The 24,705-nt window shown below is 67.7% G+C and carries 37 protein-coding genes; 36 read left to right on the forward strand and 1 reads right to left on the reverse strand.

Annotated features, from left to right (window positions below):
* The first annotated feature begins 107 nt into the window (after positions 1-107).
* Positions 108-938 (forward strand): tryptophan synthase subunit alpha, encoded by an 831-nt coding sequence (trpA, locus tag ABZY31_RS01865; protein WP_356403725.1) that lies wholly within the window; start codon positions 108-110, stop codon positions 936-938.
* Positions 939-941: 3 nt separating this feature from the next.
* Here trpA and ABZY31_RS01870 read toward each other — a convergent pair whose 3' ends face one another.
* The gene (locus tag ABZY31_RS01870; protein WP_356403728.1) at positions 942-1,802 is read right to left on the reverse strand and encodes a helix-turn-helix domain-containing protein; all 861 of its coding nucleotides are present in this window, start codon (positions 1,800-1,802) and stop codon (positions 942-944) included.
* Positions 1,803-2,261: 459 nt separating this feature from the next.
* On the opposite strand from ABZY31_RS01870, the gene ABZY31_RS01875 reads away from it, so the two are divergent.
* The 35 genes from ABZY31_RS01875 (at position 2,262) to rplM (ending at position 24,678) form a co-directional block, all read left to right on the forward strand.
* Positions 2,262-3,467 carry a hypothetical protein gene (locus tag ABZY31_RS01875; protein ID WP_356403731.1) on the forward strand — a complete coding sequence of 402 codons (1,206 nt, stop codon included), beginning with the start codon at positions 2,262-2,264 and terminating at the stop codon, positions 3,465-3,467.
* 467 nt (positions 3,468-3,934) lie between these two features.
* Positions 3,935-4,243: a 30S ribosomal protein S10 gene (gene rpsJ / locus ABZY31_RS01880; RefSeq protein WP_003948644.1), complete on the forward strand. Its 309-nt coding sequence runs from the start codon at positions 3,935-3,937 to the stop codon at positions 4,241-4,243.
* A gap of 14 nt (positions 4,244-4,257) precedes the next feature.
* Positions 4,258-4,902 (forward strand): 50S ribosomal protein L3, encoded by a 645-nt coding sequence (gene rplC, locus ABZY31_RS01885; protein ID WP_007265899.1) that lies wholly within the window; start codon positions 4,258-4,260, stop codon positions 4,900-4,902.
* Positions 4,903-4,906: 4 nt separating this feature from the next.
* The gene (gene rplD / locus ABZY31_RS01890) at positions 4,907-5,557 is read left to right on the forward strand and encodes a 50S ribosomal protein L4 (protein ID WP_351047607.1); all 651 of its coding nucleotides are present in this window, start codon (positions 4,907-4,909) and stop codon (positions 5,555-5,557) included.
* Positions 5,557-5,880: a 50S ribosomal protein L23 gene (rplW, locus tag ABZY31_RS01895; protein WP_215023440.1), complete on the forward strand. Its 324-nt coding sequence runs from the start codon at positions 5,557-5,559 to the stop codon at positions 5,878-5,880. Before rplD ends, rplW begins: the two co-directional genes overlap by 1 nt.
* Positions 5,881-5,919: 39 nt before the next feature.
* Entirely contained in the window at positions 5,920-6,756 is an 837-nt protein-coding gene (rplB, locus tag ABZY31_RS01900) for a 50S ribosomal protein L2 (RefSeq protein WP_330332030.1), read from the forward strand.
* Positions 6,757-6,768: 12 nt separating this feature from the next.
* Entirely contained in the window at positions 6,769-7,050 is a 282-nt protein-coding gene (gene rpsS, locus ABZY31_RS01905) for a 30S ribosomal protein S19 (protein WP_023539342.1), read from the forward strand.
* 43 nt (positions 7,051-7,093) lie between these two features.
* Positions 7,094-7,441, forward strand: a complete 348-nt coding sequence (gene rplV / locus ABZY31_RS01910) for a 50S ribosomal protein L22 (protein ID WP_004571827.1) — start codon at positions 7,094-7,096, stop codon at positions 7,439-7,441.
* Positions 7,441-8,280 (forward strand): 30S ribosomal protein S3, encoded by an 840-nt coding sequence (gene rpsC / locus ABZY31_RS01915; RefSeq protein ID WP_354383002.1) that lies wholly within the window; start codon positions 7,441-7,443, stop codon positions 8,278-8,280. The genes rplV and rpsC overlap by 1 nt, the downstream gene beginning before the upstream one ends.
* A 5-nt stretch (positions 8,281-8,285) precedes the next feature.
* Positions 8,286-8,705 carry a 50S ribosomal protein L16 gene (rplP, locus tag ABZY31_RS01920; RefSeq protein ID WP_030026326.1) on the forward strand — a complete coding sequence of 140 codons (420 nt, stop codon included), beginning with the start codon at positions 8,286-8,288 and terminating at the stop codon, positions 8,703-8,705.
* The gene (gene rpmC, locus ABZY31_RS01925; RefSeq protein WP_073912892.1) at positions 8,705-8,929 is read left to right on the forward strand and encodes a 50S ribosomal protein L29; all 225 of its coding nucleotides are present in this window, start codon (positions 8,705-8,707) and stop codon (positions 8,927-8,929) included. The genes rplP and rpmC overlap by 1 nt, the downstream gene beginning before the upstream one ends.
* The gene (gene rpsQ, locus ABZY31_RS01930; protein ID WP_053682619.1) at positions 8,929-9,210 is read left to right on the forward strand and encodes a 30S ribosomal protein S17; all 282 of its coding nucleotides are present in this window, start codon (positions 8,929-8,931) and stop codon (positions 9,208-9,210) included. Before rpmC ends, rpsQ begins: the two co-directional genes overlap by 1 nt.
* A gap of 120 nt (positions 9,211-9,330) precedes the next feature.
* Positions 9,331-9,699 (forward strand): 50S ribosomal protein L14, encoded by a 369-nt coding sequence (gene rplN / locus ABZY31_RS01935; RefSeq protein WP_003956455.1) that lies wholly within the window; start codon positions 9,331-9,333, stop codon positions 9,697-9,699.
* Positions 9,700-9,701: 2 nt separating this feature from the next.
* Positions 9,702-10,025 (forward strand): 50S ribosomal protein L24, encoded by a 324-nt coding sequence (rplX, locus tag ABZY31_RS01940; protein ID WP_330332032.1) that lies wholly within the window; start codon positions 9,702-9,704, stop codon positions 10,023-10,025.
* Complete coding sequence (gene rplE / locus ABZY31_RS01945; protein ID WP_030298216.1) at positions 10,025-10,576, forward strand: 50S ribosomal protein L5; 552 nt, start codon at positions 10,025-10,027, stop codon at positions 10,574-10,576. Before rplX ends, rplE begins: the two co-directional genes overlap by 1 nt.
* A gap of 5 nt (positions 10,577-10,581) precedes the next feature.
* The gene (locus ABZY31_RS01950; RefSeq protein ID WP_003956452.1) at positions 10,582-10,767 is read left to right on the forward strand and encodes a type Z 30S ribosomal protein S14; all 186 of its coding nucleotides are present in this window, start codon (positions 10,582-10,584) and stop codon (positions 10,765-10,767) included.
* A gap of 223 nt (positions 10,768-10,990) precedes the next feature.
* Positions 10,991-11,389 carry a 30S ribosomal protein S8 gene (gene rpsH / locus ABZY31_RS01955; protein WP_007265911.1) on the forward strand — a complete coding sequence of 133 codons (399 nt, stop codon included), beginning with the start codon at positions 10,991-10,993 and terminating at the stop codon, positions 11,387-11,389.
* A 20-nt stretch (positions 11,390-11,409) separates the two neighbouring features.
* On the forward strand, positions 11,410-11,949 hold the full coding sequence (gene rplF / locus ABZY31_RS01960) for a 50S ribosomal protein L6 (RefSeq protein WP_330332033.1): 540 nt from the start codon (positions 11,410-11,412) through the stop codon (positions 11,947-11,949).
* A 2-nt stretch (positions 11,950-11,951) separates the two neighbouring features.
* Positions 11,952-12,335, forward strand: a complete 384-nt coding sequence (gene rplR, locus ABZY31_RS01965) for a 50S ribosomal protein L18 (protein WP_030026334.1) — start codon at positions 11,952-11,954, stop codon at positions 12,333-12,335.
* Positions 12,336-12,380: 45 nt separating this feature from the next.
* A complete protein-coding gene (gene rpsE, locus ABZY31_RS01970) occupies positions 12,381-12,986 on the forward strand; it encodes a 30S ribosomal protein S5 (RefSeq protein ID WP_214946843.1) in 606 nt (201 codons plus the stop codon).
* The gene (gene rpmD / locus ABZY31_RS01975; protein ID WP_053682614.1) at positions 12,986-13,168 is read left to right on the forward strand and encodes a 50S ribosomal protein L30; all 183 of its coding nucleotides are present in this window, start codon (positions 12,986-12,988) and stop codon (positions 13,166-13,168) included. Before rpsE ends, rpmD begins: the two co-directional genes overlap by 1 nt.
* Position 13,169: 1 nt before the next feature.
* The gene (gene rplO, locus ABZY31_RS01980) at positions 13,170-13,625 is read left to right on the forward strand and encodes a 50S ribosomal protein L15 (RefSeq protein WP_356403734.1); all 456 of its coding nucleotides are present in this window, start codon (positions 13,170-13,172) and stop codon (positions 13,623-13,625) included.
* A gap of 186 nt (positions 13,626-13,811) precedes the next feature.
* The gene (gene secY, locus ABZY31_RS01985; RefSeq protein WP_356403737.1) at positions 13,812-15,125 is read left to right on the forward strand and encodes a preprotein translocase subunit SecY; all 1,314 of its coding nucleotides are present in this window, start codon (positions 13,812-13,814) and stop codon (positions 15,123-15,125) included.
* Complete coding sequence (locus ABZY31_RS01990; protein WP_356403740.1) at positions 15,125-15,772, forward strand: adenylate kinase; 648 nt, start codon at positions 15,125-15,127, stop codon at positions 15,770-15,772. Before secY ends, ABZY31_RS01990 begins: the two co-directional genes overlap by 1 nt.
* A gap of 95 nt (positions 15,773-15,867) precedes the next feature.
* On the forward strand, positions 15,868-16,719 hold the full coding sequence (gene map, locus ABZY31_RS01995) for a type I methionyl aminopeptidase (RefSeq protein ID WP_330332037.1): 852 nt from the start codon (positions 15,868-15,870) through the stop codon (positions 16,717-16,719).
* 137 nt (positions 16,720-16,856) lie between these two features.
* On the forward strand, positions 16,857-17,078 hold the full coding sequence (gene infA / locus ABZY31_RS02000) for a translation initiation factor IF-1 (protein WP_003956442.1): 222 nt from the start codon (positions 16,857-16,859) through the stop codon (positions 17,076-17,078).
* Between the two features lie 73 nt (positions 17,079-17,151).
* A complete protein-coding gene (gene rpmJ / locus ABZY31_RS02005) occupies positions 17,152-17,265 on the forward strand; it encodes a 50S ribosomal protein L36 (protein WP_003956441.1) in 114 nt (37 codons plus the stop codon).
* Between the two features lie 201 nt (positions 17,266-17,466).
* A complete protein-coding gene (rpsM, locus tag ABZY31_RS02010) occupies positions 17,467-17,847 on the forward strand; it encodes a 30S ribosomal protein S13 (protein ID WP_008739674.1) in 381 nt (126 codons plus the stop codon).
* 66 nt (positions 17,848-17,913) lie between these two features.
* Positions 17,914-18,318 (forward strand): 30S ribosomal protein S11, encoded by a 405-nt coding sequence (gene rpsK / locus ABZY31_RS02015; RefSeq protein WP_006376016.1) that lies wholly within the window; start codon positions 17,914-17,916, stop codon positions 18,316-18,318.
* A 155-nt stretch (positions 18,319-18,473) separates the two neighbouring features.
* Positions 18,474-19,496, forward strand: coding sequence for a DNA-directed RNA polymerase subunit alpha (locus tag ABZY31_RS02020; protein WP_283521070.1), 1,023 nt, complete (start codon positions 18,474-18,476; stop codon positions 19,494-19,496).
* A 79-nt stretch (positions 19,497-19,575) separates the two neighbouring features.
* Positions 19,576-20,043 (forward strand): 50S ribosomal protein L17, encoded by a 468-nt coding sequence (rplQ, locus tag ABZY31_RS02025; RefSeq protein WP_356403743.1) that lies wholly within the window; start codon positions 19,576-19,578, stop codon positions 20,041-20,043.
* 105 nt (positions 20,044-20,148) lie between these two features.
* Complete coding sequence (gene truA, locus ABZY31_RS02030; RefSeq protein WP_356403746.1) at positions 20,149-21,000, forward strand: tRNA pseudouridine(38-40) synthase TruA; 852 nt, start codon at positions 20,149-20,151, stop codon at positions 20,998-21,000.
* 53 nt (positions 21,001-21,053) lie between these two features.
* Positions 21,054-22,682 carry an ATP-binding cassette domain-containing protein gene (locus ABZY31_RS02035; protein WP_356403749.1) on the forward strand — a complete coding sequence of 543 codons (1,629 nt, stop codon included), beginning with the start codon at positions 21,054-21,056 and terminating at the stop codon, positions 22,680-22,682.
* Between the two features lie 67 nt (positions 22,683-22,749).
* Entirely contained in the window at positions 22,750-23,997 is a 1,248-nt protein-coding gene (locus tag ABZY31_RS02040; protein WP_356403752.1) for a glycosyltransferase family 87 protein, read from the forward strand.
* Between the two features lie 237 nt (positions 23,998-24,234).
* Positions 24,235-24,678 carry a 50S ribosomal protein L13 gene (rplM, locus tag ABZY31_RS02045; protein WP_330332042.1) on the forward strand — a complete coding sequence of 148 codons (444 nt, stop codon included), beginning with the start codon at positions 24,235-24,237 and terminating at the stop codon, positions 24,676-24,678.
* The last annotated feature ends 27 nt before the right edge of the window (positions 24,679-24,705 follow it).

The raw sequence follows: 24,705 nt of genomic DNA on the forward strand, positions 1-24,705 counted from the left end.
GGCCGGGACGGGTTGATCATCGTCAATCTGTCGGGGCGGGGCGACAAGGACATGGACACGGCGGCCCGCTACTTCGGCCTCTACGACGGCACCGAGGGGCAGAGCAAGTGACGAGCACGACGGCGGGACAGGGCAACATCCGGCTGCTGAGCGAGACCCTGGCGAAGGCGAAGGCGGAGGACCGCGCGGCGCTGGTCGCCTATCTGCCGGCGGGTTTCCCGACGGTGGACGGCGGGATCGAGGCCGTCAAGGCGGTCATTGCGGGCGGCGCGGACGTGGTGGAGGTCGGTCTGCCGCACAGTGACCCGGTGCTGGACGGTCCGGTGATCCAGACGGCCGATGACATCGCGCTGCGCGGTGGGGTGAAGATCGCGGACGTCCTGCGGACGGTGCGTGAGGCGCACGAGGCGACGGGTGCTCCGGTGCTGGTGATGACGTACTGGAATCCGGTCGACCGGTACGGGGTGGAGCGGTTCGCGGCGGAGCTGGCGGCGGCGGGCGGGGCGGGGTGCATCCTGCCGGACCTGCCGGTGCAGGAGTCCGCGCTGTGGCGCGAGCACGCGGACAAGCACGGGCTGGCGACGGTGTTCGTGGTCGCGCCGTCGAGCAAGGACGCGCGGCTGGCGACGATCACCGCGGCGGGTTCCGGCTTCGTGTACGCGGCGTCGCTGATGGGGGTGACCGGTACCCGGGTCTCGGTGGGCGCGCAGGCGCAGGACCTGGTGGCCCGGACCCGTAAGACCACCGGTCTGCCGGTCTGTGTCGGTCTGGGCGTCTCCAACGCGGCGCAGGCCAAGGAGGTCGCCGTCTTCGCGGACGGGGTGATCGTCGGCTCGGCCTTCGTCAAGCTCCTCCTGGACGCCCCCGACCTCCCGGCCGGCCTCGACGCGGTCCGCGCCCTGGCGGCCGAACTTGCGGAAGGCGTACGCAGGAGCTGACCCTCAGGCGGCCCCGCTACTCCGGCACCCGTCGCAGCAGCCCGGTTCGGGGCCCCGGTAGGCGCGGTCGCAGTGGTCGCAGTTGCGCAGCGGCTCCGGTCCGGGCGGTCGTACGGGGAAGGGGCCGGCGGCCGCCGGTACCCGCTCGGGCGGGATCCGCACGGCGAGCCGGTACGCGACCAGCCCCGCCGGGTTCCGCGGATGCGGGGGCAGATCGCCGCTGAGCGCGGCGATCACCGCGTCGGGCGCGGCCCCGCGCTCCAGCCAGGCCTCGGTGGCGGGCACGAACCGCTCGATGTCCCGCGTCCCGAGCAGCAGCCGCGGGTCCACCGCGCGCAGAGCGACCAGGATCCGGGCAGCGGCCTCCCTGCGGGCGGGGCTGCCCTCCTCCGCGGGCCGGGGCAGCGGCCGCACAACCGAGACGACCTCCTCCGCGGGCCGGGGCAGCGGCTCCACCGCCGCGACGTGCGCGCCCGCGGCCCGTACAGGGGCGCCGCCGGACCGCTCGCCCGGCGGCGCCCCGCCCCCTGCGTCCGCGCCCGCGTCGTCCTCCCCGGCCTCCGGAGGTTCCTCGCCGAGGAACCGGGGCCGGTTGTAGGAAACGGTCCGGGTGACGACCTGCCCGTTGTCCAGCCGCACCCGGGTGCGCATCAGGTAGCCGTACTTCTCCAGCTCCCGCAGCGCCTCGGCGATCCGGTACTCGCTCTCGGGGAACCGCTCCGCGAGGTCCTTGATGCCGATGCGGTGGCCGGCCGGCAGGGACTGGATGTGGAGCGCGAGACCCATCGCGACCAGGGACATCTCGGTGTGCTGGGCCAGGTGGTTGCCGACGATCGTGAACCGCTTCTGATGGCGGACGTTCACGTGGACGACCCCGTACCGGGGAACGGCATCGGGATGCCGGGACGCGGCGCGCGAGGGCGCGCTAAGCTGCTGAATACCCACCGGGAAGCCTTTTCTTCTCGCTGGTCAGGCCCCCGTCCGGGATTGCAGTCCCGCCGGGGGCCGACGTATGTCTGGAGTTGTCGCGGCGAGCATATGCCAGCGAACCCCCTTGGATACCAGCCCAATTGGCCTAGTTCACCCATGTGAGCTACGCCCCGGCCCCCGCCCCGGGCCTCCCCGCGCCGGGAGGCTGGAGGGGCTTGGCGGGGTCCTTTCGCTTCCCGGGTACTTGGGCCTTATACGTCTAAGCCCACCGCATCGCGGATACCCGCGATCCGGCTGTACCCGCGCCCGACGTCATCCGCCCGACCCGCCTCCGGCCCTGTTCAGGGGCTGTGAGACGCTCGCGCATCGCGAACGTTTCAGGGGTGGGGAAGCATGACGAAGAACGAGGGCGGCGGTGGACCGGAGGTCTCCGACGAGGAGTGGGCGCGGTTCGTTCGGGAGGCCGGGCGGGGCGCGGGGGAGGGGCCCAAGGAGCCGTCGGCGCGGGCGCGGATGGTGACGGAGCGGCTGCGGCGCGAGGACGAGCAGCGGGCCGCGGCCGGCGGCCGCGGGCGGTTCGGGTCGCGGTCCGGCTCGCGGTCCGGGCCCGGGGCGGGCGATCCGCCCGGCTGGCGGACCGGGCCGGCCTGGCAGGACATGGAGGGCGGCCGGGGCCGGGGCAAGCGGCGGTTCAAGGCCGCCCTGGGCGTCGCGCTCGTCGCCGGGCTGGCGCTGGTCGTCGTACGGCCGGAGCTGCTGATCGACAAGCTGACCGGCGAGACGCGGGCGCGCGACACCGCCCGGAACGCCGCCCCGCTGGCCGCGGAGACCGCTCGCCCGAGCGCGCCCCCGGCGTCGGCGGACCCGGACCGGCCGACCCTGAAGGAGCCCTTCCGCGGCTCCCCGGCGCTCCAGTGGGCCGACGGCGCGGCGGGCATCGAGCTTCCGCCCGCCGCGGCCGTGGGCAGTGTGTCCCGGGAGCAGGTCGCGGCCCTGCTGACCCGTACCCGGGACCTGCTGGTCGCCTCGAACCTGGACCCCGCGGTCCTGGGCGGAGGGCGGCCGCAGGCCGCGCTCGACCTCCTGGACCCGCGCCAGGACGAGGTCCGGGGCCTCATGGAACGGGCGCTGGAGAAGCCCTCCGAGGAGGCCGACCCGCTGTTCCTCTTCAGCCGCTTCGACCCGGCGGAGGTGCGCTTCCACGGCGGGGTGGTGAAGACGCGGGGCCGGATGACCGTCGAGGGCGGCAAGGACGGCGAGGTGCGGGTGCGCGCCGACTACACCTTCGTCTACCCCGTGGTCCGGGCGAAGGGCGGCTCCGACGAGGTGGCGCGGACGGTGGTGCGGCGCACGCTGACCACGGCGTATCTCGACCCGAAGGTCTGGGAGGCCACTCAAGGCAAGCTGCACGTCGTCGACTGGGCGGAGAGCGCGGGCAACGACGACTGTTCCCGGGGCGGGACCGGATACCTGCATCCGCGGTTCGACAGCGAGCCGAGCGCGGGGCCGGGCCCGTCCGGGCCGGTCACCGACCCGTACGACCGGAGCAAGCCCCAGGAAGAGCTGCCGCAGGACTGCGGGACGGTGTCGCGCACCTGACCGGGGCTGCCGGGGAGGGCCCCGCCGCGGGTGGCCGCGTGGTGCAGTTTGACCACTCAGCGTGGCGGGGTATTCTCTTCGGCCCGATTGGCGCCATACGTGCCTCGTATGGCAGACTACTCAAGTTGCTCGGCTGAGTACCGATGCTGCGCGCCTCCCGCCGGGAGGACCGGAAGCGAGTCCCACAGTACTCGTCGCCTTTACCTGCCCCTCGGGGCAGCACTGGGGCGGACGTACGGGAATCTTCTGGGAAGTGTCAGCACGGCGCCGGCCAGGCACTCGGTGGGTGTTTCTCCCCCGATGCGCGGTCCTGGGACCGCACCCCCTTGGCAGGGAATTTCCTCGGAAATTTCTTTGGAGGGAGTGCGACACGCCCGACCGCGGGGGTCGGAGGAGAGGCGGTGGAGAAATCCGCAGCCAGCCGGGAGCCAGAGCGTTTCCACAACAGACAGGACTACGGAGTAGCCATGGCGGGACAGAAGATCCGCATCCGGCTCAAGGCCTACGACCACGAGGTCATCGATTCCTCGGCGAAGAAGATCGTCGAGACGGTGACGCGCACTGGTGCGTCGGTCGCGGGCCCGGTGCCGCTGCCCACTGAGAAGAACGTGTACTGCGTCATCAAGTCGCCGCACAAGTACAAGGACTCGCGCGAGCACTTCGAGATGCGCACGCACAAGCGCCTGATCGACATCCTCGACCCGACGCCCAAGACCGTTGACTCGCTGATGCGCCTGGACCTTCCGGCCGGCGTTGACATCGAGATCAAGCTCTGAGAGGCACGGAGAAGATGGCAAAGCAGATCAAGGGCGTCCTGGGCGAGAAGCTCGGCATGACCCAGGTCTGGGACGAGAACAACCGTGTCGTCCCGGTGACCGTGGTCAAGGCCGGACCCTGCGTCGTTACCCAGGTCCGTACGAACGACATCGACGGCTACGAGTCGGTCCAGATCGCCTTCGGCGAGATCGACCCGCGCAAGGTGAACAAGCCCCTCAAGGGCCACTTCGCCAAGGCCGACGTGACCCCCCGCCGCCACCTGGTGGAGCTCCGCACCTCCGACGCCAGCGAGTACACGCTCGGCCAGGAGATCACTGCTGAGGTGTTCGAGTCCGGCGTCAAGGTCGACGTCACGGGCAACAGCAAGGGCAAGGGCTTCGCCGGTGTCATGAAGCGGCACAACTTCCGGGGCCTCGGCGCCGGTCACGGTGTGCAGCGCAAGCACCGCTCCCCCGGTTCGATCGGTGGCTGCGCCACCCCTGGGCGTGTCTTCAAGGGCATGCGCATGGCCGGTCGTATGGGTAACGAGCGCGTCACCACCCAGAACCTGACCATCCACGCGGTTGACGCGGAGAAGGGTCTGCTCCTCATCAAGGGTGCGGTCCCCGGTCCGAACGGCGGCCTCGTCCTGGTCCGTACCGCGGCCAAGGGGGCTTGAGGTAATGAGCACCATTGACATCCTTTCGCCGGCAGGCGACAAGGCCGGTACCGTCGATCTCCCCGCGGAGATCTTCGACGCCAAGACCAGCGTTCCGCTGATCCACCAGGTCGTTGTCGCTCAGCTGGCCGCTGCCCGTCAGGGCACGCACAAGACCAAGCGCCGTGGCGAAGTCCGTGGTGGTGGCCGCAAGCCGTACCGCCAGAAGGGCACCGGCCGCGCCCGTCAGGGTTCGACCCGCGCTCCGCAGTTCGCCGGCGGTGGCGTCGTCCACGGCCCGCAGCCGCGTGACTACTCGCAGCGGACCCCGAAGAAGATGAAGGTCGCCGCTCTCCGTGGTGCCCTGTCGGACCGCGCGCGCCACTCCCGCATCCACATCGTCACCGGTGTGGTCGAGGGTGCCGCCTCCACGAAGGCCGCCAAGACGCTGTTCGGCAAGATCTCGGAGCGCAAGAACCTGCTCCTGGTCGTCGACCGCGCCGACGAGGCCGCGTGGCTGTCCGCCCGCAACCTGCCCCAGGTGCACATCCTGGAGCCGGGCCAGCTGAACACGTACGACGTGATCGTCTCTGACGACGTGGTCTTCACTCAGGCCGCTTTCGAGTCCTTCGTGTCTGGCCCCAAGGCCGACGAGACCGAAGGGAGCGACGCGTAATGTCTGACGCGACCGTTACCAGCAAGACCTTCACTGACCCGCGCGACCTGCTGATCAAGCCGGTTGTCTCGGAGAAGAGCTACGCGCTGCTCGACGAGAACAAGTACACGTTCATCGTCGCGCCGGGCTCGAACAAGACCCAGATCAAGCAGGCTGTGGAAGCGGTCTTCTCGGTCAAGGTCACCGGGGTCAACACGATCAACCGTCAGGGTAAGCGCAAGCGCACCAAGACCGGTTTCGGCAAGCGCGCTGACACCAAGCGCGCCATCGTGACCCTCGCTGAGGGCGACCGAATCGACATCTTCGGCGGCCAGGCCTCCTAACGGAGGTCTAGTCGTCCGGAATCGGACGAGGACTGAGAAATGGGTATCCGCAAGTACAAGCCGACGACCCCGGGCCGTCGTGGCTCCAGCGTCGCCGACTTTGTCGAGATCACGCGGTCCACGCCGGAGAAGTCGCTGGTTCGCCCGCTGCACAGCAAGGGCGGCCGTAACAACACCGGTCGGATCACTGTTCGCCACCAGGGCGGCGGCCACAAGCGCGCCTACCGCGTGATCGACTTCCGTCGTCACGACAAGGACGGCGTGCCGGCCAAGGTCGCTCACATCGAGTACGACCCGAACCGCACCGCGCGCATCGCGCTCCTGCACTACGCAGACGGCGAGAAGCGCTACATCATCGCCCCGGCCAAGCTGAGCCAGGGTGACCGGATTGAGAACGGCCCCGGCGCCGACATCAAGCCGGGCAACAACCTCCCGCTCCGCAACATCCCGGTCGGTACCACGATCCACGCGATCGAGCTCCGTCCCGGTGGTGGCGCCAAGTTCGCCCGTTCTGCCGGTTCGTCCGTGCAGCTCCTGGCGAAGGAGGGCCAGTACGCCCACCTGCGCATGCCGTCCGGCGAGGTCCGCCTGGTCGACGTCCGCTGCCGCGCCACGGTCGGCGAGGTCGGCAACGCCGAGCAGTCGAACATCAACTGGGGCAAGGCCGGCCGTATGCGCTGGAAGGGCGTTCGCCCCTCCGTCCGCGGTGTCGCGATGAACCCGGTTGACCACCCGCACGGTGGTGGTGAGGGTAAGACCTCCGGTGGTCGCCACCCGGTCTCCCCGTGGGGTCAGAAGGAGGGTCGTACTCGCTCGCCGAAGAAGGCTTCGAGCAAGTACATCGTCCGCCGCCGCAAGACGAACAAGAAGCGCTAGGAGCGGGTTTAGATGCCGCGCAGTCTCAAGAAGGGACCCTTCGTCGACGGACACCTCATCAAGAAGGTGGACGTACAGAACGAAGCCGGTACCAAGAACGTCATCAAGACCTGGTCCCGTCGCTCGATGATCATCCCGGCCATGCTGGGTCACACCATCGCGGTGCACAACGGCAAGATCCACGTCCCGGTGTTCGTCACCGAGTCGATGGTCGGCCACAAGCTCGGCGAGTTCTCGCCGACTCGCACCTTCCGCGGCCACGTCAAGGACGACCGGAAGTCGAAGCGCCGCTAAAGGCGGGGTGGTAACGACTATGACTTACACCGAAGGGACAACCATGGAAGCCAGGGCCCAGGCGCGGTACATCCGCGTCACGCCCATGAAGGCCCGCCGAGTGGTGGACCTTATCCGTGGCATGGATGCCACGGAGGCTCAGGCGGTCCTGCGTTTCGCCCCGCAGGCCGCGAGCGTGCCCGTTGGCAAGGTGCTGGACAGCGCCATTGCCAACGCGGCTCACAATTACGACCACACGGACGCCTCTTCGCTGGTCATCAGCGAGGCGTACGTGGACGAGGGCCCGACCCTGAAGCGGTTCCGTCCGCGTGCTCAGGGCCGTGCCTACCGGATCCGCAAGCGGACCAGCCACATCACCGTGGTCGTCAGCAGCAAGGAAGGAACCCGGTAATGGGCCAGAAGGTAAACCCGCACGGGTTCCGGCTCGGCATTACCACCGACTTCAAGTCGCGTTGGTACGCCGACAAGCTGTACAAGGACTACGTCAAGGAAGACGTCGCCATCCGTCGGATGATGACGTCCGGCATGGAGCGCGCCGGCATCTCGAAGGTTGAGATCGAGCGCACCCGTGACCGCGTGCGTGTGGACATCCACACCGCGCGTCCCGGCATCGTCATCGGCCGCCGTGGCGCCGAGGCCGACCGCATTCGCGGCGACCTCGAAAAGCTCACGGGCAAGCAGGTCCAGCTGAACATCCTCGAGGTCAAGAACCCCGAGATGGACGCTCAGCTGGTCGCGCAGGCCGTTGCGGAGCAGCTGTCCTCCCGCGTCTCCTTCCGTCGCGCCATGCGTAAGAGCATGCAGGGCACGATGAAGGCCGGCGCCAAGGGCATCAAGATCCAGTGTGGTGGCCGTCTCGGCGGCGCCGAGATGAGCCGGTCCGAGTTCTACCGCGAGGGTCGTGTGCCGCTGCACACGCTGCGCGCGAACGTGGACTACGGCTTCTTCGAGGCCAAGACCACCTTCGGCCGTATCGGCGTGAAGGTCTGGATCTACAAGGGCGACGTCAAGAACATCGCCGAGGTTCGCGCCGAGAACGCTGCGGCCCGTGCGGGTAACCGCCCGGCCCGTGGTGGCGCGAACGACCGTCCGGCCGGTGGCCGTGGTGGTCGTGGTGGCGAGCGTGGCGGCCGTGGCGGCCGCAAGCCGCAGCAGGCTGTCGGCGCCGAGGCCCCCAAGGCCGAGGCTGCTGCCGCCGCTCCGGCTGAGAGCACCGGAACGGAGGCCTGACCGACATGCTGATCCCTCGTAGGGTCAAGCACCGCAAGCAGCACCACCCCAAGCGCCGCGGTATGGCCAAGGGCGGTACTGAGGTCTCGTTCGGCGAGTACGGCATCCAGGCGCTTACCCCCGCCTACGTGACGAACCGCCAGATCGAGGCGGCTCGTATCGCGATGACCCGCCACATCAAGCGTGGCGGCAAGGTCTGGATCAACATCTACCCGGACCGTCCCCTGACGAAGAAGCCTGCCGAGACCCGCATGGGTTCCGGTAAGGGTTCTCCCGAGTGGTGGATCGCGAACGTGCACCCGGGCCGGGTCATGTTCGAGCTGTCCTACCCGAACGAGAAGATTGCTCGTGAGGCGCTCACCCGCGCTGCTCACAAGCTTCCGATGAAGTGCCGGATTGTTCGGCGCGAGGCAGGTGAGTCGTGATGGCGACGGGAACCAAGGCGTCCGAGCTGCGTGAGCTCGGCAACGAGGAGCTCGTTGGCAAGCTGCGCGAGGCCAAGGAAGAGCTGTTCAAGCTGCGCTTCCAGGCGGCCACGGGTCAGCTCGAGAACAACGGCCGGCTCCGTTCCGTCCGCAAGGACATCGCCCGGATCTACACCCTGATGCACGAGCGCGAGCTCGGCATCGAGACGGTGGAGAGCGCCTGATGAGCGAGAAGAATGTGACTGAGACCCAGGACCGCGGCTTCCGCAAGACCCGTGAGGGCCTCGTCGTCAGCGACAAGATGGACAAGACCGTCGTCGTCGCCGTCGAGGACCGCGTGAAGCACGCCCTGTACGGCAAGGTCATCCGCCGTACGAACAAGCTCAAGGCGCACGACGAGCAGAACGCTGCCGGCGTCGGCGACCGCGTCCTCATCATGGAGACGCGTCCGCTGTCGGCGAGCAAGCGCTGGCGCATCGTCGAGATCCTCGAGAAGGCCAAGTAAGGAAATTGCCTGGGGGGGTTTCCCCCAGGTCAGTTCCGCCAGGCTCGGCAGGGGCTTCCACCGCTCGCGAGAGCGCCGCGAAGCCCCTGCCGGGAACCGGCAGACAAACAGGAGATAGACGTGATCCAGCAGGAGTCGCGACTGCGTGTCGCCGACAACACTGGTGCCAAGGAAATCCTTTGCATCCGTGTTCTCGGTGGTTCGGGTCGCCGCTACGCGGGCATCGGTGACGTCATCGTCGCCACCGTCAAGGACGCGATCCCCGGCGGCAACGTGAAGAAGGGTGACGTCGTCAAGGCCGTCATCGTTCGCACCGTCAAGGAGCGCCGCCGCCAGGACGGCTCGTACATCCGCTTCGACGAGAACGCCGCTGTCATTCTCAAGAACGACGGCGACCCTCGTGGCACCCGTATCTTCGGCCCCGTGGGTCGTGAGCTGCGCGAGAAGAAGTTCATGAAGATCATCTCGCTCGCGCCGGAGGTGCTGTAAGCATGAAGATCAAGAAGGGCGACCTGGTTCAGGTCATCACCGGTAAGGACAAGGGCAAGCAGGGCAAGGTCATTGTGGCCATCCCTACTGAGAACCGCGTCCTGGTCGAGGGTGTCAACCGGGTCAAGAAGCACACCAAGGCCGGTCAGACCGCTGGTGGTTCGCAGACCGGTGGCATCGTGATCACCGAGGCGCCGATCCACGTCAGCAACGTTCAGCTGGTTGTGGAGAAGGACGGCCAGAAGGTCGTCACCCGCGTCGGCTACCGCTTCGACGACGAGGGCAACAAGATCCGCGTTGCCAAGCGGACGGGTGAGGACATCTGATGGCTACCACTCCGCGTCTCAAGACGAAGTACCGTGAGGACATCGCGGGCAAGCTGCGTGAAGAGTTCTCCTACGAGAACGTCATGCAGATTCCCGGCCTCGTGAAGATCGTGGTCAACATGGGTGTGGGCGACGCCGCCCGCGACTCCAAGCTGATCGACGGCGCCATCCGCGACCTGACGACGATCACCGGTCAGAAGCCGGCCGTCACGAAGGCCCGCAAGTCCATCGCGCAGTTCAAGCTGCGTGAGGGTCAGCCGATCGGCTGCCACGTCACCCTCCGTGGTGACCGCATGTGGGAGTTCCTGGACCGTACGCTGTCGCTCGCGCTGCCGCGTATCCGTGACTTCCGTGGTCTGTCGCCGAAGCAGTTCGACGGCCGTGGCAACTACACCTTCGGTCTCACGGAGCAGGTCATGTTCCACGAGATCGACCAGGACAAGATCGACCGTACCCGGGGTATGGACATCACCGTGGTCACCACGGCGACCAACGACGACGAGGGCCGCGCCCTCCTTCGTCACCTCGGCTTCCCCTTCAAGGAGGCGTAAGCGAGATGGCGAAGAAGGCTCTCATCGCGAAGGCTGCCCGCAAGCCCAAGTTCGGTGTGCGTGCGTACACCCGCTGCCAGCGCTGCGGTCGTCCCCACTCCGTGTACCGCAAGTTCGGCCTGTGCCGCGTGTGCCTTCGTGAGATGGCTCACCGTGGCGAGCTGCCGGGCGTGACCAAGAGCTCCTGGTAATTCCCTCTCGTCCCTAGGGACTTGGGAATCACCAGAGACTCTCGGTAAGCACCTGGCCGGTGGGTGCCCCGCTCCGCATGCCGTAGGCTTGTGGGGTTGGGCGCCTGCCGTCCATAACGACTTACTACGCCGTAGGTCCCCGCACCGCACCCGTCCCGCCACTGAGTGGGGAGAGGGATGGCGCATACAGGAAACCCCGGCGAGAGAGGCCGAAGGCCGATTCATGACCATGACTGACCCGATCGCAGACATGCTGACTCGTCTGCGTAACGCTAACTCGGCGTACCACGACACCGTGGTGATGCCGCACAGCAAGATCAAGTCGCACATCGCGGAGATCCTCAAGCAAGAGGGTTTCATCACCGGCTGGAAGGTCGAGGACGCCGAGGTCGGCAAGAACCTCGTCCTCGAGCTGAAGTTCGGGCCGAACCGTGAGCGCTCCATTGCGGGCATCAAGCGGATCTCGAAGCCCGGTCTGCGCGTGTACGCGAAGTCCACCAACCTGCCCAAGGTGCTCGGCGGCCTGGGCGTGGCGATCATCTCCACGTCCCACGGTCTCCTCACCGGCCAGCAGGCAGGCAAGAAGGGCGTAGGTGGGGAAGTCCTCGCCTACGTCTGGTAGTCGGGAACGGAGGAAAAGCAATGTCGCGAATCGGCAAGCTCCCCATCCAGGTTCCCGCCGGTGTGGACGTCACCATCGATGGCAGCACGGTCTCCGTGAAGGGCCCCAAGGGTTCCCTCGCGCACACCGTCGCGTCGCCCATCGGTGTCGTTAAGGGCGAGGACGGTGTCCTCACCGTCACGCGCCCCAACGACGAGCGTCAGAACAAGGCCCTGCACGGCCTGTCCCGCACGCTGGTGGCGAACATGATCACCGGCGTGACCACGGGTTACGTCAAGGCGCTCGAGATCAGCGGTGTCGGTTACCGCGTCGCCGCGAAGGGCTCCAACCTGGAGTTCCAGCTTGGTTACAGCCACCCGATCCTGATCGAGGCGCCCGAGGGCATCTCCTTCAAGGTCGAGTCGCCCACCAAGTTCACGGTCGAGGGCATCGACAAGCAGAAGGTCGGCGAGGTCGCCGCCAACATCCGCAAGCTGCGGAAGCCCGACCCGTACAAGGCCAAGGGTGTCAAGTACGCCGGCGAAGTCATCCGCCGCAAGGTCGGAAAGGCTGGTAAGTAGCCATGGCATACGGTGTGAAGATCGCCAAGGGCGACGCGTACAAGCGCGCTGCCAAGGCTCGCCGCCACATCCGCATCCGCAAGAACGTCTCGGGTACGGCGGAGCGTCCGCGCCTCGTCGTGACGCGTTCCAACCGCAACATCGTTGCTCAGGTCATCGACGACCTCCAGGGTCACACCCTGGCGTCCGCGTCGACCCTGGACGCTTCGATCCGCGGTGGCGAAGGCGACAAGAGCGCTCAGGCCCAGGCTGTCGGCGCGCTCGTCGCCGAGCGTGCCAAGGCTGCGGGTGTCGAGACCGTCGTGTTCGACCGCGGTGGCAACCGATACGCCGGGCGCATTGCCGCTCTGGCTGACGCCGCCCGCGAAGCCGGGCTGAAGTTCTAAGCCCCGGTTCCGGGACTAACGGACGTAACAGAGAGAGGTAATCCAATGGCTGGACCCCAGCGCCGCGGAAGCGGTGCCGGTGGCGGCGAGCGGCGGGACCGGAAGGGTCGCGACGGTGGCCCTGCCGCCGAGAAGACCGCTTACGTTGAGCGCGTTGTCGCGATCAACCGCGTCGCCAAGGTTGTCAAGGGTGGTCGCCGCTTCAGCTTCACCGCGCTGGTCGTGGTGGGCGACGGTGACGGCACTGTAGGTGTCGGTTACGGCAAGGCCAAGGAAGTTCCCGCGGCCATCGCCAAGGGTGTCGAGGAAGCCAAGAAGTCCTTCTTCAAGGTTCCGCGCATCCAGGGCACGATTCCTCACCCGATCACGGGTGAGCGTGCCGCGGGCGTCGTGCTCCTGAAGCCGGCTTCGCCCGGTACCGGTGTTATCGCCGGTGGTCCGGTGCGCGCCGTTCTGGAGTGCGCCGGCGTTCACGACATCCTGTCGAAGTCGCTTGGCTCGTCCAACGCGATCAACATCGTGCACGCGACCGTGGCGGCCCTCAAGGGCCTCCAGCGTCCCGAGGAGATCGCGGCTCGCCGCGGTCTGCCGCTCGAGGACGTCGCCCCGGCGGCGCTCCTTCGTGCGCGTGCTGCGGGAGCGGGTGCGTAATGGCCCGTCTCAAGATCACGCAGACCAAGTCGTACATCGGCAGCAAGCAGAACCACCGCGACACTCTGCGTTCGCTCGGGCTCAAGCGCCTGAACGACGTGGTCGTCAAGGAGGACCGCCCCGAGTTCCGCGGAATGGTGCAGACCGTCCGCCACCTCGTGACGGTTGAGGAGGTTGACTAACATGGCTGAGAACAGCCCGCTGAAGGCCCACAACCTCCGTCCCGCCCCCGGTGCCAAGACCGCGAAGACCCGTGTCGGTCGTGGTGAGGCGTCGAAGGGTAAGACGGCCGGTCGTGGTACGAAGGGCCAGAAGGCCCGTTACCAGATCCCGCAGCGCTTCGAGGGCGGGCAGATGCCCCTCCACATGCGTCTGCCGAAGCTCAAGGGCTTCAAGAACCCCTTCCGCACCGAGTTCCAGGTCGTGAACCTGGACAAGCTCGGCGCTCTCTACCCCGAGGGTGGAGAGGTCACGGTGGCCGACCTGGTCGCCAAGGGCGCGGTGCGCAAGAACAGCCTCGTCAAGGTCCTCGGATCCGGCGAGATCTCCGTGGCGCTGCAGGTTTCGGTTGACGCCGTCTCCGGCTCCGCCAAGGAGAAGATTGCCGCCGCTGGCGGCACCGTCACCGAGCTCGTCTAAGACGAACCCAGTGATTTATAGCTAGAAACCCGACCGGGGATGCCTCACATATGGGGCATCCCCGGTTGGTCGTTCCTAGGCGGGCCTTCTCGCCGGTATGGTGGCCTGCACCTTTGCTTTGTCGTATTCGTCGATCCCTCAGACCGTCACCTCTGACGCAGTAGCGCGGGGGTCGCAGGAGGCACCGTGCTCACCGCGTTCGCCCGGGCGTTCAAGACGCCCGACCTGCGCAAGAAGCTGCTCTTCACGCTCGGCATCATCGTGCTGTTCCGGCTCGGGTCCCACATCCCGGTCCCCGGCGTGAGCTACAAGAACGTACAGATCTGCGTCAACTCGATGGGCAGCAGCAACAGCCTGTTCGGGCTTGTCAACATGTTCAGTGGCGGTGCGCTGCTGCACGTGACGATCTTCGCGCTCGGCATCATGCCCTACATCACGGCGAGCATCATCCTGCAGCTGCTGACCGTGGTCATCCCGAAGCTGGAGAACCTCAAAAAAGAGGGTCAGTCCGGCACGGCGAAGATCACTCAGTACACGCGCTATCTGACGGTCGCGCTCGCGATCCTCCAAGGCACCGGCCTCGTCGCCACCGCCAAGAGCGGCGCCCTGTTCCAGGGCTGCCAGGTCGCCAGCAAGATCGTCCCGGACCGCTCGATCTTCACCATGATCACCATGGTGATCACCATGACCGCCGGCACCTGTGTCGTCATGTGGCTCGGTGAGCTCGTGACCGACCGCGGCATCGGCAACGGCATGTCGATCCTCATGTTCATCTCGATCGCCGCGGGCTTCGTCAGCGCCCTGTGGACCATCAAGCTCCAGGGCAAGATCGCCGGTGGCTGGGTCGAGTTCGGCGTGGTCATCCTGGTGGGTCTCGCGATGGTGGCCCTCGTGGTCTTCGTCGAACAGGCCCAGCGCCGGATCCCGGTGCAGTACGCGAAGCGCATGATCGGGCGCCGCGCGTACGGCGGGACCTCCACCTACATCCCGCTCAAGGTGAACCAGGCGGGTGTGATCCCGGTCATCTTCGCCTCGTCGCTGCTCTACATCCCGGCCCTGATCGTCCAGTTCAGCGGCTCGAAGGCGGGCTGGGCCACCTGGATCCAGCAGCACTTCGTCAAGGGCGACCACCCGTACTACATCACTGCCTACTTCCTCCTGATCGTGTTCTTCGCGTTCTTCTACGTGGCGATCTCGTTCAACCCCGAGGAAGTTGCAGACAACATGAAGAAGTATGGTGGGTTCATCCCGGGCATCCGGGCAGGCCGACCCACCGCCGAGTACCTGAGCTACGTGCTCAACCGGATCACCTGGCCGGGGTCGCTGTACCTGGGACTCATCGCTCTTGTGCCGACAATGGCGTTGGCGGGCTTCGGCGCGAACCAGAACTTCCCGTTCGGCGGGACGAGCATCCTGATCATCGTGGGTGTGGGTCTGGAGACCGTGAAGCAGATCGAGAGCCAGCTCCAGCAGCGCAATTACGAAGGGTTCCTCCGCTGATGCGTATCGTCCTCGTCGGACCTCCTGGTGCGGGCAAGGGAACGCAGGCAACCGTGCTTGCCGAGACCCTGTCCATCCCGCACATCTCCACGGGCGACCTGTTCCGCGCGAACATCAGCCAGAAGACCGAGCTGGGGCAGCGCGCCCAGGCCTACATGTCGAAGGGTGAACTGGTCCCCGACCAGGTCACGATCGACATGGCCCGGGACCGCATGGAGCAGCCGGACGCCGCGAACGGCTTCCTGCTCGACGGCTTCCCCCGCAACGTCTCGCAGGCCGAAGCGCTGGACGAGATCCTCCGGGCCCAGGGCATCGAGCTCGACGCCGTCCTCGACCTGGAGGTCGAGGAGGACGAGGTCGTGAAGCGGATCGCCGGCCGGCGGACCTGTCGACTGGACAGCAAGCACATCTTCCAGGTCGACTACAAGCCGCCGACGGTCGAGGGCGTGTGCGACGTGTGCGGTGGTGAGCTGTACCTGCGCGAGGACGACTCCGAGGCCACGGTGCGCAACCGCCTGGAGGTCTACCACACGCAGACCGAGCCGATCATCGACTTCTACAAGGCCCAGGGCCTGCTCGTGACGATCTCCGCCCTCGGTAAGGTCGAGGACGTCACGCAGCGCGCTATGGACGCCCTGAAGAAGTAGTCACGCGTTCTTCTGTGCCGTACTGGCCGTGGTGTCCCCTGGGCACCACGGCCGTACTGTTGTATGACCCCGAACCGAAGGTGGAAGGCACGTTCATGGTGCAGCTGAAGACGCCCGAGCAGATCGCGAAGATGCGGGAGGCCGGACTGGTCGTCGCCGCCATTCACGCCGCCACCCGCGAGGCGGCCGTGCCGGGCGCCACGACGCGGGACCTGGACATGGTCGCGCGCAAGGTGATCGCCGACGCCGGAGCGAAGTCGAACTTCCTCGGCTACGGCGGGTTCCCCGCGACCATCTGCACCTCGGTCAACGAGGTCGTCGTCCACGGCATCCCCGATGACAAGACCGTCCTCAAGGACGGCGACATCATCTCCATCGACGCGGGCGCGATCATCGACGGCTGGCACGGCGACGCCGCCTACACGGCCTTCGTGGGCACCGGACACGCTCCGGAGCTGGTGGAGCTCTCCCGGGTGACCGAGGAGTCCATGTGGGCCGGCATCGCCGCCATGAAGCTCGGCAACCGCCTCGTGGACATCTCCAAGGCGATCGAGACCTACATCAAGCGCCAGCCCCGCCCCACCACCGGTGAGCACAGCCTCGGCAAGTTCGGGATCATCGAGGACTACGGCGGCCACGGCATCGGGTCCGAGATGCACATGGACCCCCACCTGCTGAACTACGTCTCGCGCAAGCGGGGCAAGGGCATCAAGCTCGTCCCGGGCGTCTGCCTGGCGATCGAGCCCATGGTCTCCCTGGGCACCGCCCAGACGGAGGTCCTGGCGGACGACTGGACCGTCATCACGACGGACGGCACCTGGTCCTCCCACTGGGAGCACTCCATCGCACTGACCGAGGCCGGGCCCATCGTCCTGACCTCGCCGGACTGCGGCAAGGCGAAGCTGGCGGAGTACGGGGTCACCACGGCTCCGGACCCCCTCGGTTAATGATCTAGACTTCGGGGCAAACTTTCCGGATTCGTCTTTCTGGGTGCCCTGTCGTAGACTGACTCGTCGGCTCTCGTGCACTTCCATGCCTGCATGGGTACGAGGTCGATCAAGGTAGCCGATTCGAAAGGCGAAGCGTGGCCAAGAAGCAAGGTGCCATCGAAATCGAGGGCACCGTGATCGAGTCCCTCCCGAACGCGATGTTCAAGGTGGAACTCCAGAACGGTCACAAAGTCCTCGCGCACATCAGCGGCAAGATGCGCATGCACTACATCCGCATCCTCCCTGATGACCGGGTCGTCGTGGAGCTGTCTCCGTACGACCTGACGCGTGGCCGGATCGTCTACCGATACAAGTAGATCTTGTCCTCACTCCTGCCTGGGCATCCGTCCCGGTGCGGGTGGTGGCACTGACCCGGAGAACCTCACCCACATGAAGGTCAAGCCGAGCGTCAAGAAGATCTGCGACAAGTGCAAGGTGATCCGCCGTCACGGTCGGGTCATGGTCATCTGCGACAACCTGCGCCACAAGCAGCGCCAGGGCTGACGCACGCCGACCGACCTGCACTACGCAGTTCTTCGCGCGACGTAAGTAATACGTACATACGCAGAACCCGCCTAGCCCCGACCAGGGCCGGCGGCACCTCCGGCGGGGGCCGGGGACCCGGACGTACCACCACCCATCAGGTGTGGTCGGCGGCCGGGGTTCGGTTCTGCTGAAGACCCCCGAACACACAGGAGCCATTGAATGGCACGCGTTTCCGGTGTTGACATCCCGCGCGAAAAGCGCGTGGAGATCGCACTTACCTACGTCTTCGGTGTCGGTCGCACCCGGTCCAAGGAAATCCTTGCGGCCACCGGTGTGAACCCCGACACCCGCGTTCGTGACCTGGCCGAGGAAGACCTGGTCAAGATCCGCGAGTACGTGGACGCCAACCTCCGCACCGAGGGTGACCTCCGCCGCGAGATCCAGGCGGACATCCGCCGCAAGGTCGAGATCCAGTGCTACCAGGGCATCCGCCACCGTCGCGGCCTCCCGGTGCACGGTCAGCGCACCAGCACGAACGCTCGTACCCGCAAGGGCCCGCGTCGCGCGATCGCCGGTAAGAAGAAGCCGGGCAAGAAGTAGTCCTCAGCCGGACGCTTACTCAGCGGTCTTCGCTGTAGGACCGACCACCTCCCGTAGGAGATTTAGATGCCCCCCAAGGGTCGTCAGGGCGCTGCCAAGAAGGTGCGCCGCAAGGAAAAGAAGAACGTTGCTCATGGGCACGCCCACATCAAGAGCACGTTCAACAACACCATCGTCTCGATCACGGACCCCGCGGGCAACGTGATCTCCTGGGCCTCCGCCGGCCACGTCGGCTTCAAGGGCTCGCGCAAGTCCACCCCCTTCGCCGCGCAGATGGCCGCCGAGTCGGCCGCCCGCCGCGCGCAGGAGCACGGCATGCGCAAGGTTGACGTCTTCGTCAAGGGTCCGGGCTCCGGCCGCGAGACCGCGATCCGCTCCCTCCAGGCCACCGGCCTCGAGGTCGGCTCGATCCAGGACGTCACCCCCACCCCGCACAACGGTTGCCGCCCGCCGAAGCGCCGCCGCGTCTGACGCTGCGCGCTGGGTGTACGTGAACGCGTACACCGTGCGCTCTTGAGGTTGCGGGCGGCACGACCCCTCCGGGGGACGTGCCGCCCGTACCCTTGCTGTACGCAGTGCCCGTAGGACGTCAAATAGTGGGCGTCCACGACTGAAGGAACACACACATGCTTATCGCTCAGCGTCCGTCGCTGACCGAAGAGGTCGTCGACGAGTACCGCTCGCGGTTCGTGATCGAGCCGCTCGAGCCGGGCTTCGGTTACACCCTCGGCAACTCGCTCCGCCGCACGCTCCTGTCCTCGATCCCGGGTGCCGCCGTCACGAGCATTCGCGTGGACGGCGTCCTGCACGAGTTCACCACCGTGCCGGGTGTCAAGGAAGACGTCACCGACCTCATCCTCAACATCAAGCAGCTGGTCGTCTCCTCGGAGCACGACGAGCCCGTCGTGATGTACCTGCGCAAGCAGGGTCCCGGTCTGGTCACCGCCGCCGACATCGCGCCCCCGGCCGGTGTCGAGGTGCACAACCCGGACCTCGTCCTCGCCACGCTCAACGGCAAGGGCAAGCTGGAGATGGAGCTGACCGTCGAGCGCGGTCGCGGCTACGTCTCCGCCGTCCAGAACAAGCAGGTCGGCCAGGAGATCGGTCGCATCCCGATCGACTCCATCTACAGCCCCGTGCTGAAGGTCACCTACAAGGTCGAGGCGACCCGAGTCGAGCAGCGCACCGACTTCGACAAGCTCATCGTCGACGTCGAGACCAAGCAGGCCATGCGCCCGCGCGACGCCATGGCGTCCGCAGGCAAGACCCTGGTCGAGCTGTTCGGTCTGGCCCGCGAGCTCAACATCGACGCCGAGGGCATCGACATGGGCCCCTCGCCGACGGACGCGGCCCTGGCCGCCGATCTGGCGCTGCCGATCGAGGAGCTGGAGCTCACGGTCCGCTCGTACAACTGCCTCAAGCGCGAGGGCATCCACTCGGTGGGCGAGCTCGTGGCCCGCTCCGAGGCGGACCTGCTCGACATCCGCAACTTCGGTGCGAAGTCGATCGACGAGGTCAAGGCGAAGCTCGCCGGCATGGGCCTGGCCCTCAAGGACAGCCCGCCCGGATTCGACCCGACCGCCGCCGCGGACGCCTTCGGCGCCGACGACGACGCGGACGCCGGTTTCGTCGAGACCGAGCAGTACTAGGACTTTCCCGGGGCGTCCGCCCCGGGTGAACTGACACCGGTACCTGACACGGCCGGTGCAGATATGAAGGAGTAAGACCATGCCGCGTCCCGCAAAGGGTGCCCGTCTGGGCGGCAGCGCCGCGCACGAGAAGCACCTCCTCGCGAACCTCGCGAAGTCGCTCTTCGAGCACGGCCGCATCACCACCACCGAGGCCAAGGCCCGCCGCCTGCGTCCCTACGCCGAGCGTCTGGTCACCAAGGCCAAGAAGGGCGACATCCACAACCGTCGCCTGGTGCTGCAGACGATCACGGACAAGAGCATCGTGCACACGCTCTTCACCGAGATCGCCCCGCGCTACGAGAACCGCCCCGGTGGTTACACGCGCATCACCAAGATCGGCAACCGTCGTGGCGACAACGCCCCGATGGCGGTCATCGAGCTCGTCGAGGCCCTGACCGTGGCGCAGGCCGCCACCGGTGAGGCCGAGGCCGCCACCAAGCGTGCCGCGAAGGACGCCGAGGCTGCTGCCGAGGCTCCCGCCGCCGAGGAGACCAAGGAGGCCTGATCCTCCGGGATCACGTCTTTTTGATCGGCTCTGAACGGGCCCGCCCCCTTCCGGGGCGGGCCCGTTTCGCATTCGTTCGACAGCGCAGCTGAGAGGATCGGTCACGTGAGTGACGAGGTGGAGCCCGGACACGTCCGGGTGCGGCTGGACCTGAGCTATGACGGCAAGGACTTCTCCGGCTGGGCGAAGCAGCGGACGCTGCGGACCGTCCAGGGCGAGCTGGAGTCGGCCCTGGCGACCGTCATGAGGCTGCCCGGTCCGGTCGAGCTGACCGTGGCCGGACGTACGGACGCGGGCGTCCACGCGCGCGGCCAGGTCGCCCAGTTCGACGTGGCCGACGAGGTGTGGGCCGAGCACCACGACAAGCTGCTGCGGCGCCTCGCGGGCCGCCTGCCGCACGACATCCGGGTCTGGAAGGTGGCCGAGGCCCCCGCCGGGTTCAACGCGCGCTTCTCGGCGATCTGGCGCCGGTACGCCTACCGCGTGGGCGACCACACCGCCGGGGTGGACCCGCTGCGCCGCGGGCACGTGCTGTGGCACTCCTGGCCGCTGGACGTGGACGCCATGAACGAGGCCTCGCAGCCGCTGCTCGGCGAGCACGACTTCGCCGCGTACTGCAAGAAGCGCGAGGGCGCGACCACCATCCGTACGCTCCAGCAGCTCAGCTGGGTGCGGGACGCGGAGGGGATCGTCACCGCGACCGTGCGCGCCGACGCCTTCTGCCACAACATGGTGCGCTCGCTCGTGGGCGCCCTGCTGCACGTCGGCGACGGGCACCGGCCGGTGGAGTGGCCCGGGAAGGTGCTGGGGGCCGCGGTGCGCGATTCCTCCGTGCACGTCGTCCGTCCGCACGGCCTGACCCTCGAAGAGGTCGGCTATCCGGCGGACGAGCTGCTCGCCGCCCGCAGCAAGGAGGCGCGCAACATGCGGACGCTGCCGGGGGCGGGCTGCTGCTGAGGCGCCCGGTCCGCGGCTAATCCGTTTGGGCGGATCGCGGGCGGACCGGGACAATGCCCGGCATGGGACATCTCGAAGCGAGTCATCTGGAGTACTACCTTCCCGACGGGCGGGTCCTGCTTCCCGACGTCTCCTTCCGGGTGGGGGAGGGCTCCGTGGTCGCCCTGGTCGGGGCGAACGGCGCCGGCAAGACCACCCTGTTGAAGCTGATCTCCGGTGAGCTCCAGCCGCACGGCGGCGGGGTCGTGGTCACCGGCGGCCTCGGGGTGATGTCGCAGTTCGTCGGCTCGGTCCGGGACGAGACCACCGTCCGCGACCTGCTGGTCTCGGTGGCCCAGCCGCGGATCCGGGAGGCGGCGAAGGCGGTGGACCGGGCCGAGCACCTGATCCTGACGGTGGACGACGAGGCCGCGCAGATGGCGTACGCGCAGGCGCTGAGCGACTGGGCCGACGTCCAGGGCTACGAGGCGGAGACGCTGTGGGACGTCTGCACGATGGCGGCGCTGTCGATCCCGTACGACAGCGCGCAGTTCCGCGAGGTGCGCACGCTGTCGGGCGGTGAGCAGAAGCGGCTCGTGCTGGAGGCGCTGCTGCGCGGGCCGGACGAGGTGCTGCTCCTCGACGAGCCGGACAACTACCTGGACGTGCCCGGCAAGCGGTGGCTGGAGGAGCAGCTGAAGGCCACCCGCAAGACGGTGCTGTTCGTGTCGCACGACCGGGAGCTGCTGACCCGGGCCGCGGAGAAGATCGTCAGCCTGGAGGCGAGCCCGATGGGCTCCGACGTCTGGGTGCACGGCTCCGGCTTCGACACCTACCACCAGGCCCGCAAGGAGCGCTTCGCGCGCTTCGAGGAGCTCAAGCGCCGCTGGGACGAGGAGCACGCGCGCCTGAAGGCCCTGGTGCTGCGGCTGCGCAACCAGGCCGCGAGCAGCCCGGACATGGCCTCGCGCTACCGGGCGATGCAGACCCGCTTCCAGAAGTTCGAGGAGGCCGGGCCGCCGCCGGAGCCGCCGCGGGAGCAGGAGATCACGATGCGGCTCAAGGGCGGGCGCACCGGCGTGCGGGCGGTGACGGTCGAGAACCTGGAGCTGACCGGGCTGATGAAGCCGTTCTCGCTGGAGGTCTTCTACGGCGAGCGGGTGGCGGTGCTGGGCTCGAACGGCTCGGGCAAGTCGCACTTCCTGCGGCTGCTGGCCGGCGAGGACGTCAAGCACACCGGGACCTGGAAGCTCGGTGCGCGGGTGGTCCCCGGGCACTTCGCGCAGACCCACGCCCACCCGGAGCTGTTCGGCCGCACGCTCGTCGACATCCTGTGGACGGAGGCGGCGAAGCCCCTGGGCCAGGCGATGGGCGCCCTGCGCCGCTACGAGCTGGAGCGGCAGGGCGAGCAGCCCTTCGAGAAGCTGTCGGGCGGGCAGCAGGCGCGCTTCCAGATCCTGCTCCTGGAGCTGGCCGGCACCACCGCGCTGCTGCTGGACGAGCCCACGGACAACCTGGACCTGGAGTCGGCGGAGGCCTTGCAGGACGGCCTGGAGAGCTACGACGGCACTGTGCTGTGCGTCACGCACGACCGCTGGTTCGCCCGTACTTTTGACCGTTATCTGGTCTTCGGTTCGGACGGTGTTGTACGGGAGACTCAGGAACCCGTGTGGGACGAACGTAGGGTCGACCGGAAGCGCTGAGGGGGGAGACCACCCCCGTGCGAGTCGAGGGGGAGGCGTTGTGGGCCTGCGGCCTAGCATCTGGCTCATGAAGTGGGACAAGCGGGACTCCGGGAACCGGGCCGTCGACTGGCTGCTGCGCCCCGCGCCCCGGTCGTGGCGGGCCGTCTCCCTGGCCGTGGTGCTCGGGATCGTGGTCTCCGTGGGCCTGCGGCAGAACTGGGGCTCGGACAACGCCTTCGTGGTCAAGGCCGCGGACACCCTGCTCTCGGGCGGTTCCCCGTACGAGGACAAGCGCTTCCTGTACCTGCCCAGCGCGGTGCTGATGGCGGTGCCGGAGGCGCTGCTGCCGATGCCGGTGCTGCGCTGGGTGCTGCCGCTGGTGATGTCGGGGCTGCTGGCGCTGGGCTGGTGGGGGGCGCTCAAGCTGTTCTCGGTGCCGATGCGCTCGCGCTTCGCGGTGGGCGGTTTCGCGCTGTTCGCCATCGGTTACAAGCCGTATCTCAACCTCGTGGTGATCGGGAACTGGACGGCGATCTCGGCCGCCGCCCTGCCGCTCGCGCTGCTGCTCGCGCACCGCCGGTCGTGGGGGGCGGCCGGGCTGGTCGTGGGGCTCGCCATCGCGTGCAAGCCGATGCTGGTGCCGCTGGGGCTGCTGTTCCTGGTGGCGCGGCAGTGGCGGGGGCTCGCGGCCGCGGTGCTGGTCCCGCTGGGGCTCTCGCTCGCGGGGGCGCTGATGATGCCGAGCCCGTCGCTCTTCTTCACCAAGACCCTGCCGTTCCTGCTCCAGGGACAGGACGCTTACGCGCTGCCCTGGGACGCCTCGCCGATCGCGGTGCTGCCGCGGCTGGGGGTGCCGCAACCGGTCGCGGTGCTGGTGGCGGGCGCGGGGGCGCTGGCCGGGCTGTGGGGGGCGTGGCGCAGGTGGCACCGCAGCGACGAGCGGGACACCGGTCAGATGCGGCTGGCGGAGACGGGCTGCATGGTGATGCTCGCCGCATTCCTGGTCTCGCGTCCGTCCTTCGACCACTACCTGCTGGTGGTGCTGCCGCTGCTGCTGGCGTCGGCGGTGCGGGAGGACTCGGTGGCGCGGTCGCCGTGGTTCTGGCTGGCGATGGGGCCGCAGGTGGCGGGCGTGCCGTGGCCCTCCGAGCTGGAGCACAAGCGGCGCGCGTTCAAGGACTTCTTCACCCTGGGCGTGCTCGCCGTCGCCCTCACGCGGCGGTGTACGGCTCCGGCTCGGGTTAACCTGGATGACGTACGAACGGCAGGAGCCGTGCCCGGTCGCGCACGCGCCGACGAGCCTGCGGACGCAGGCGCTCGCTCGGCGTTTTGACCCGTCCGGGGCATCACGGGTATCCTGCTGGTTCGTTATGCGTATTGGCTTGTTCATTCTCACGTGAAAGGGCCCTTACGCCGGTCCACCGGGCCGATGACCAGCGGTACACACGGGTTGCGTCCCCGTTGTGGACCAGGGCTGTCGTGATCGTCCGTGGTGGCCTTGTCAGGACCCGTTCCCAAGGTCTCACGCCATATGGGAATACCCATCACTGAAGAAGCGAAGGCTACGACCGTGCGTACGTACAGCCCCAAGCCCGGCGACATCTCGCGCGTCTGGCACGTCATCGACGCCCGGGACATTGTCCTCGGCCGTCTGGCGACCCAGGCCGCGACCCTGCTCCGCGGCAAGCACAAGCCGACTTACGCCCCCCACATGGACATGGGCGACTTCGTCATCATCATCAACGCCGACAAGGTTCACCTGTCCGGCAACAAGGCGACCCAGAAGATGGCGTACCGCCACTCTGGCTTCCCGGGTGGTCTCCGCTCGGTCCGCTACGACGACCTCCTCAAGAACAACCCGGAGAAGGCCGTCGAGAAGGCCATCAAGGGCATGATCCCGAAGAACACCCTGGGCCGCCAGATGCTCTCGAAGCTGAAGGTCTACTCGGGCGATGTGCACCCCCACGCTGCCCAGCAGCCGGTGCCGTTCGAGATCACCCAGGTCGCGCAGTAGTTCCGGCCACACCCCCTAAGACGTAGA

Origin of the sequence: Streptomyces sp. NPDC006529, assembly GCF_040611795.1 — a bacterium.
Taxonomy (GTDB): Bacteria; Actinomycetota; Actinomycetes; order Streptomycetales; family Streptomycetaceae; genus Streptomyces.

Coding starts and splice junctions, on each gene's coding strand:
- rpmD (WP_053682614.1), top strand. CDS start 12,986: ATGGCCCGTCTCAAGATCACGCAGACCAAGTCGTACATCGGCAGCAAG.
- ABZY31_RS02040 (WP_356403752.1), top strand. CDS start 22,750: ATGAAGTGGGACAAGCGGGACTCCGGGAACCGGGCCGTCGACTGGCTG.
- rpsS (WP_023539342.1), top strand. CDS start 6,769: ATGCCGCGCAGTCTCAAGAAGGGACCCTTCGTCGACGGACACCTCATC.
- rplD (WP_351047607.1), top strand. CDS start 4,907: ATGAGCACCATTGACATCCTTTCGCCGGCAGGCGACAAGGCCGGTACC.
- rpsE (WP_214946843.1), top strand. CDS start 12,381: ATGGCTGGACCCCAGCGCCGCGGAAGCGGTGCCGGTGGCGGCGAGCGG.
- rpsM (WP_008739674.1), top strand. CDS start 17,467: ATGGCACGCGTTTCCGGTGTTGACATCCCGCGCGAAAAGCGCGTGGAG.
- rplP (WP_030026326.1), top strand. CDS start 8,286: ATGCTGATCCCTCGTAGGGTCAAGCACCGCAAGCAGCACCACCCCAAG.
- rplX (WP_330332032.1), top strand. CDS start 9,702: ATGAAGATCAAGAAGGGCGACCTGGTTCAGGTCATCACCGGTAAGGAC.
- rplC (WP_007265899.1), top strand. CDS start 4,258: ATGGCAAAGCAGATCAAGGGCGTCCTGGGCGAGAAGCTCGGCATGACC.
- ABZY31_RS01950 (WP_003956452.1), top strand. CDS start 10,582: ATGGCGAAGAAGGCTCTCATCGCGAAGGCTGCCCGCAAGCCCAAGTTC.
- rpmC (WP_073912892.1), top strand. CDS start 8,705: ATGGCGACGGGAACCAAGGCGTCCGAGCTGCGTGAGCTCGGCAACGAG.
- rplQ (WP_356403743.1), top strand. CDS start 19,576: ATGCCGCGTCCCGCAAAGGGTGCCCGTCTGGGCGGCAGCGCCGCGCAC.
- ABZY31_RS02020 (WP_283521070.1), top strand. CDS start 18,474: ATGCTTATCGCTCAGCGTCCGTCGCTGACCGAAGAGGTCGTCGACGAG.
- rpsQ (WP_053682619.1), top strand. CDS start 8,929: ATGAGCGAGAAGAATGTGACTGAGACCCAGGACCGCGGCTTCCGCAAG.
- rplV (WP_004571827.1), top strand. CDS start 7,094: ATGGAAGCCAGGGCCCAGGCGCGGTACATCCGCGTCACGCCCATGAAG.
- map (WP_330332037.1), top strand. CDS start 15,868: ATGGTGCAGCTGAAGACGCCCGAGCAGATCGCGAAGATGCGGGAGGCC.
- ABZY31_RS01875 (WP_356403731.1), top strand. CDS start 2,262: ATGACGAAGAACGAGGGCGGCGGTGGACCGGAGGTCTCCGACGAGGAG.
- rplR (WP_030026334.1), top strand. CDS start 11,952: ATGGCATACGGTGTGAAGATCGCCAAGGGCGACGCGTACAAGCGCGCT.
- rplB (WP_330332030.1), top strand. CDS start 5,920: ATGGGTATCCGCAAGTACAAGCCGACGACCCCGGGCCGTCGTGGCTCC.
- rpsK (WP_006376016.1), top strand. CDS start 17,914: ATGCCCCCCAAGGGTCGTCAGGGCGCTGCCAAGAAGGTGCGCCGCAAG.
- rplW (WP_215023440.1), top strand. CDS start 5,557: ATGTCTGACGCGACCGTTACCAGCAAGACCTTCACTGACCCGCGCGAC.
- rpsC (WP_354383002.1), top strand. CDS start 7,441: ATGGGCCAGAAGGTAAACCCGCACGGGTTCCGGCTCGGCATTACCACC.
- rplE (WP_030298216.1), top strand. CDS start 10,025: ATGGCTACCACTCCGCGTCTCAAGACGAAGTACCGTGAGGACATCGCG.
- rplO (WP_356403734.1), top strand. CDS start 13,170: ATGGCTGAGAACAGCCCGCTGAAGGCCCACAACCTCCGTCCCGCCCCC.
- ABZY31_RS02035 (WP_356403749.1), top strand. CDS start 21,054: ATGCCCGGCATGGGACATCTCGAAGCGAGTCATCTGGAGTACTACCTT.
- ABZY31_RS01990 (WP_356403740.1), top strand. CDS start 15,125: ATGCGTATCGTCCTCGTCGGACCTCCTGGTGCGGGCAAGGGAACGCAG.
- rplF (WP_330332033.1), top strand. CDS start 11,410: ATGTCGCGAATCGGCAAGCTCCCCATCCAGGTTCCCGCCGGTGTGGAC.
- rpsJ (WP_003948644.1), top strand. CDS start 3,935: ATGGCGGGACAGAAGATCCGCATCCGGCTCAAGGCCTACGACCACGAG.
- rpsH (WP_007265911.1), top strand. CDS start 10,991: ATGACCATGACTGACCCGATCGCAGACATGCTGACTCGTCTGCGTAAC.
- rpmJ (WP_003956441.1), top strand. CDS start 17,152: ATGAAGGTCAAGCCGAGCGTCAAGAAGATCTGCGACAAGTGCAAGGTG.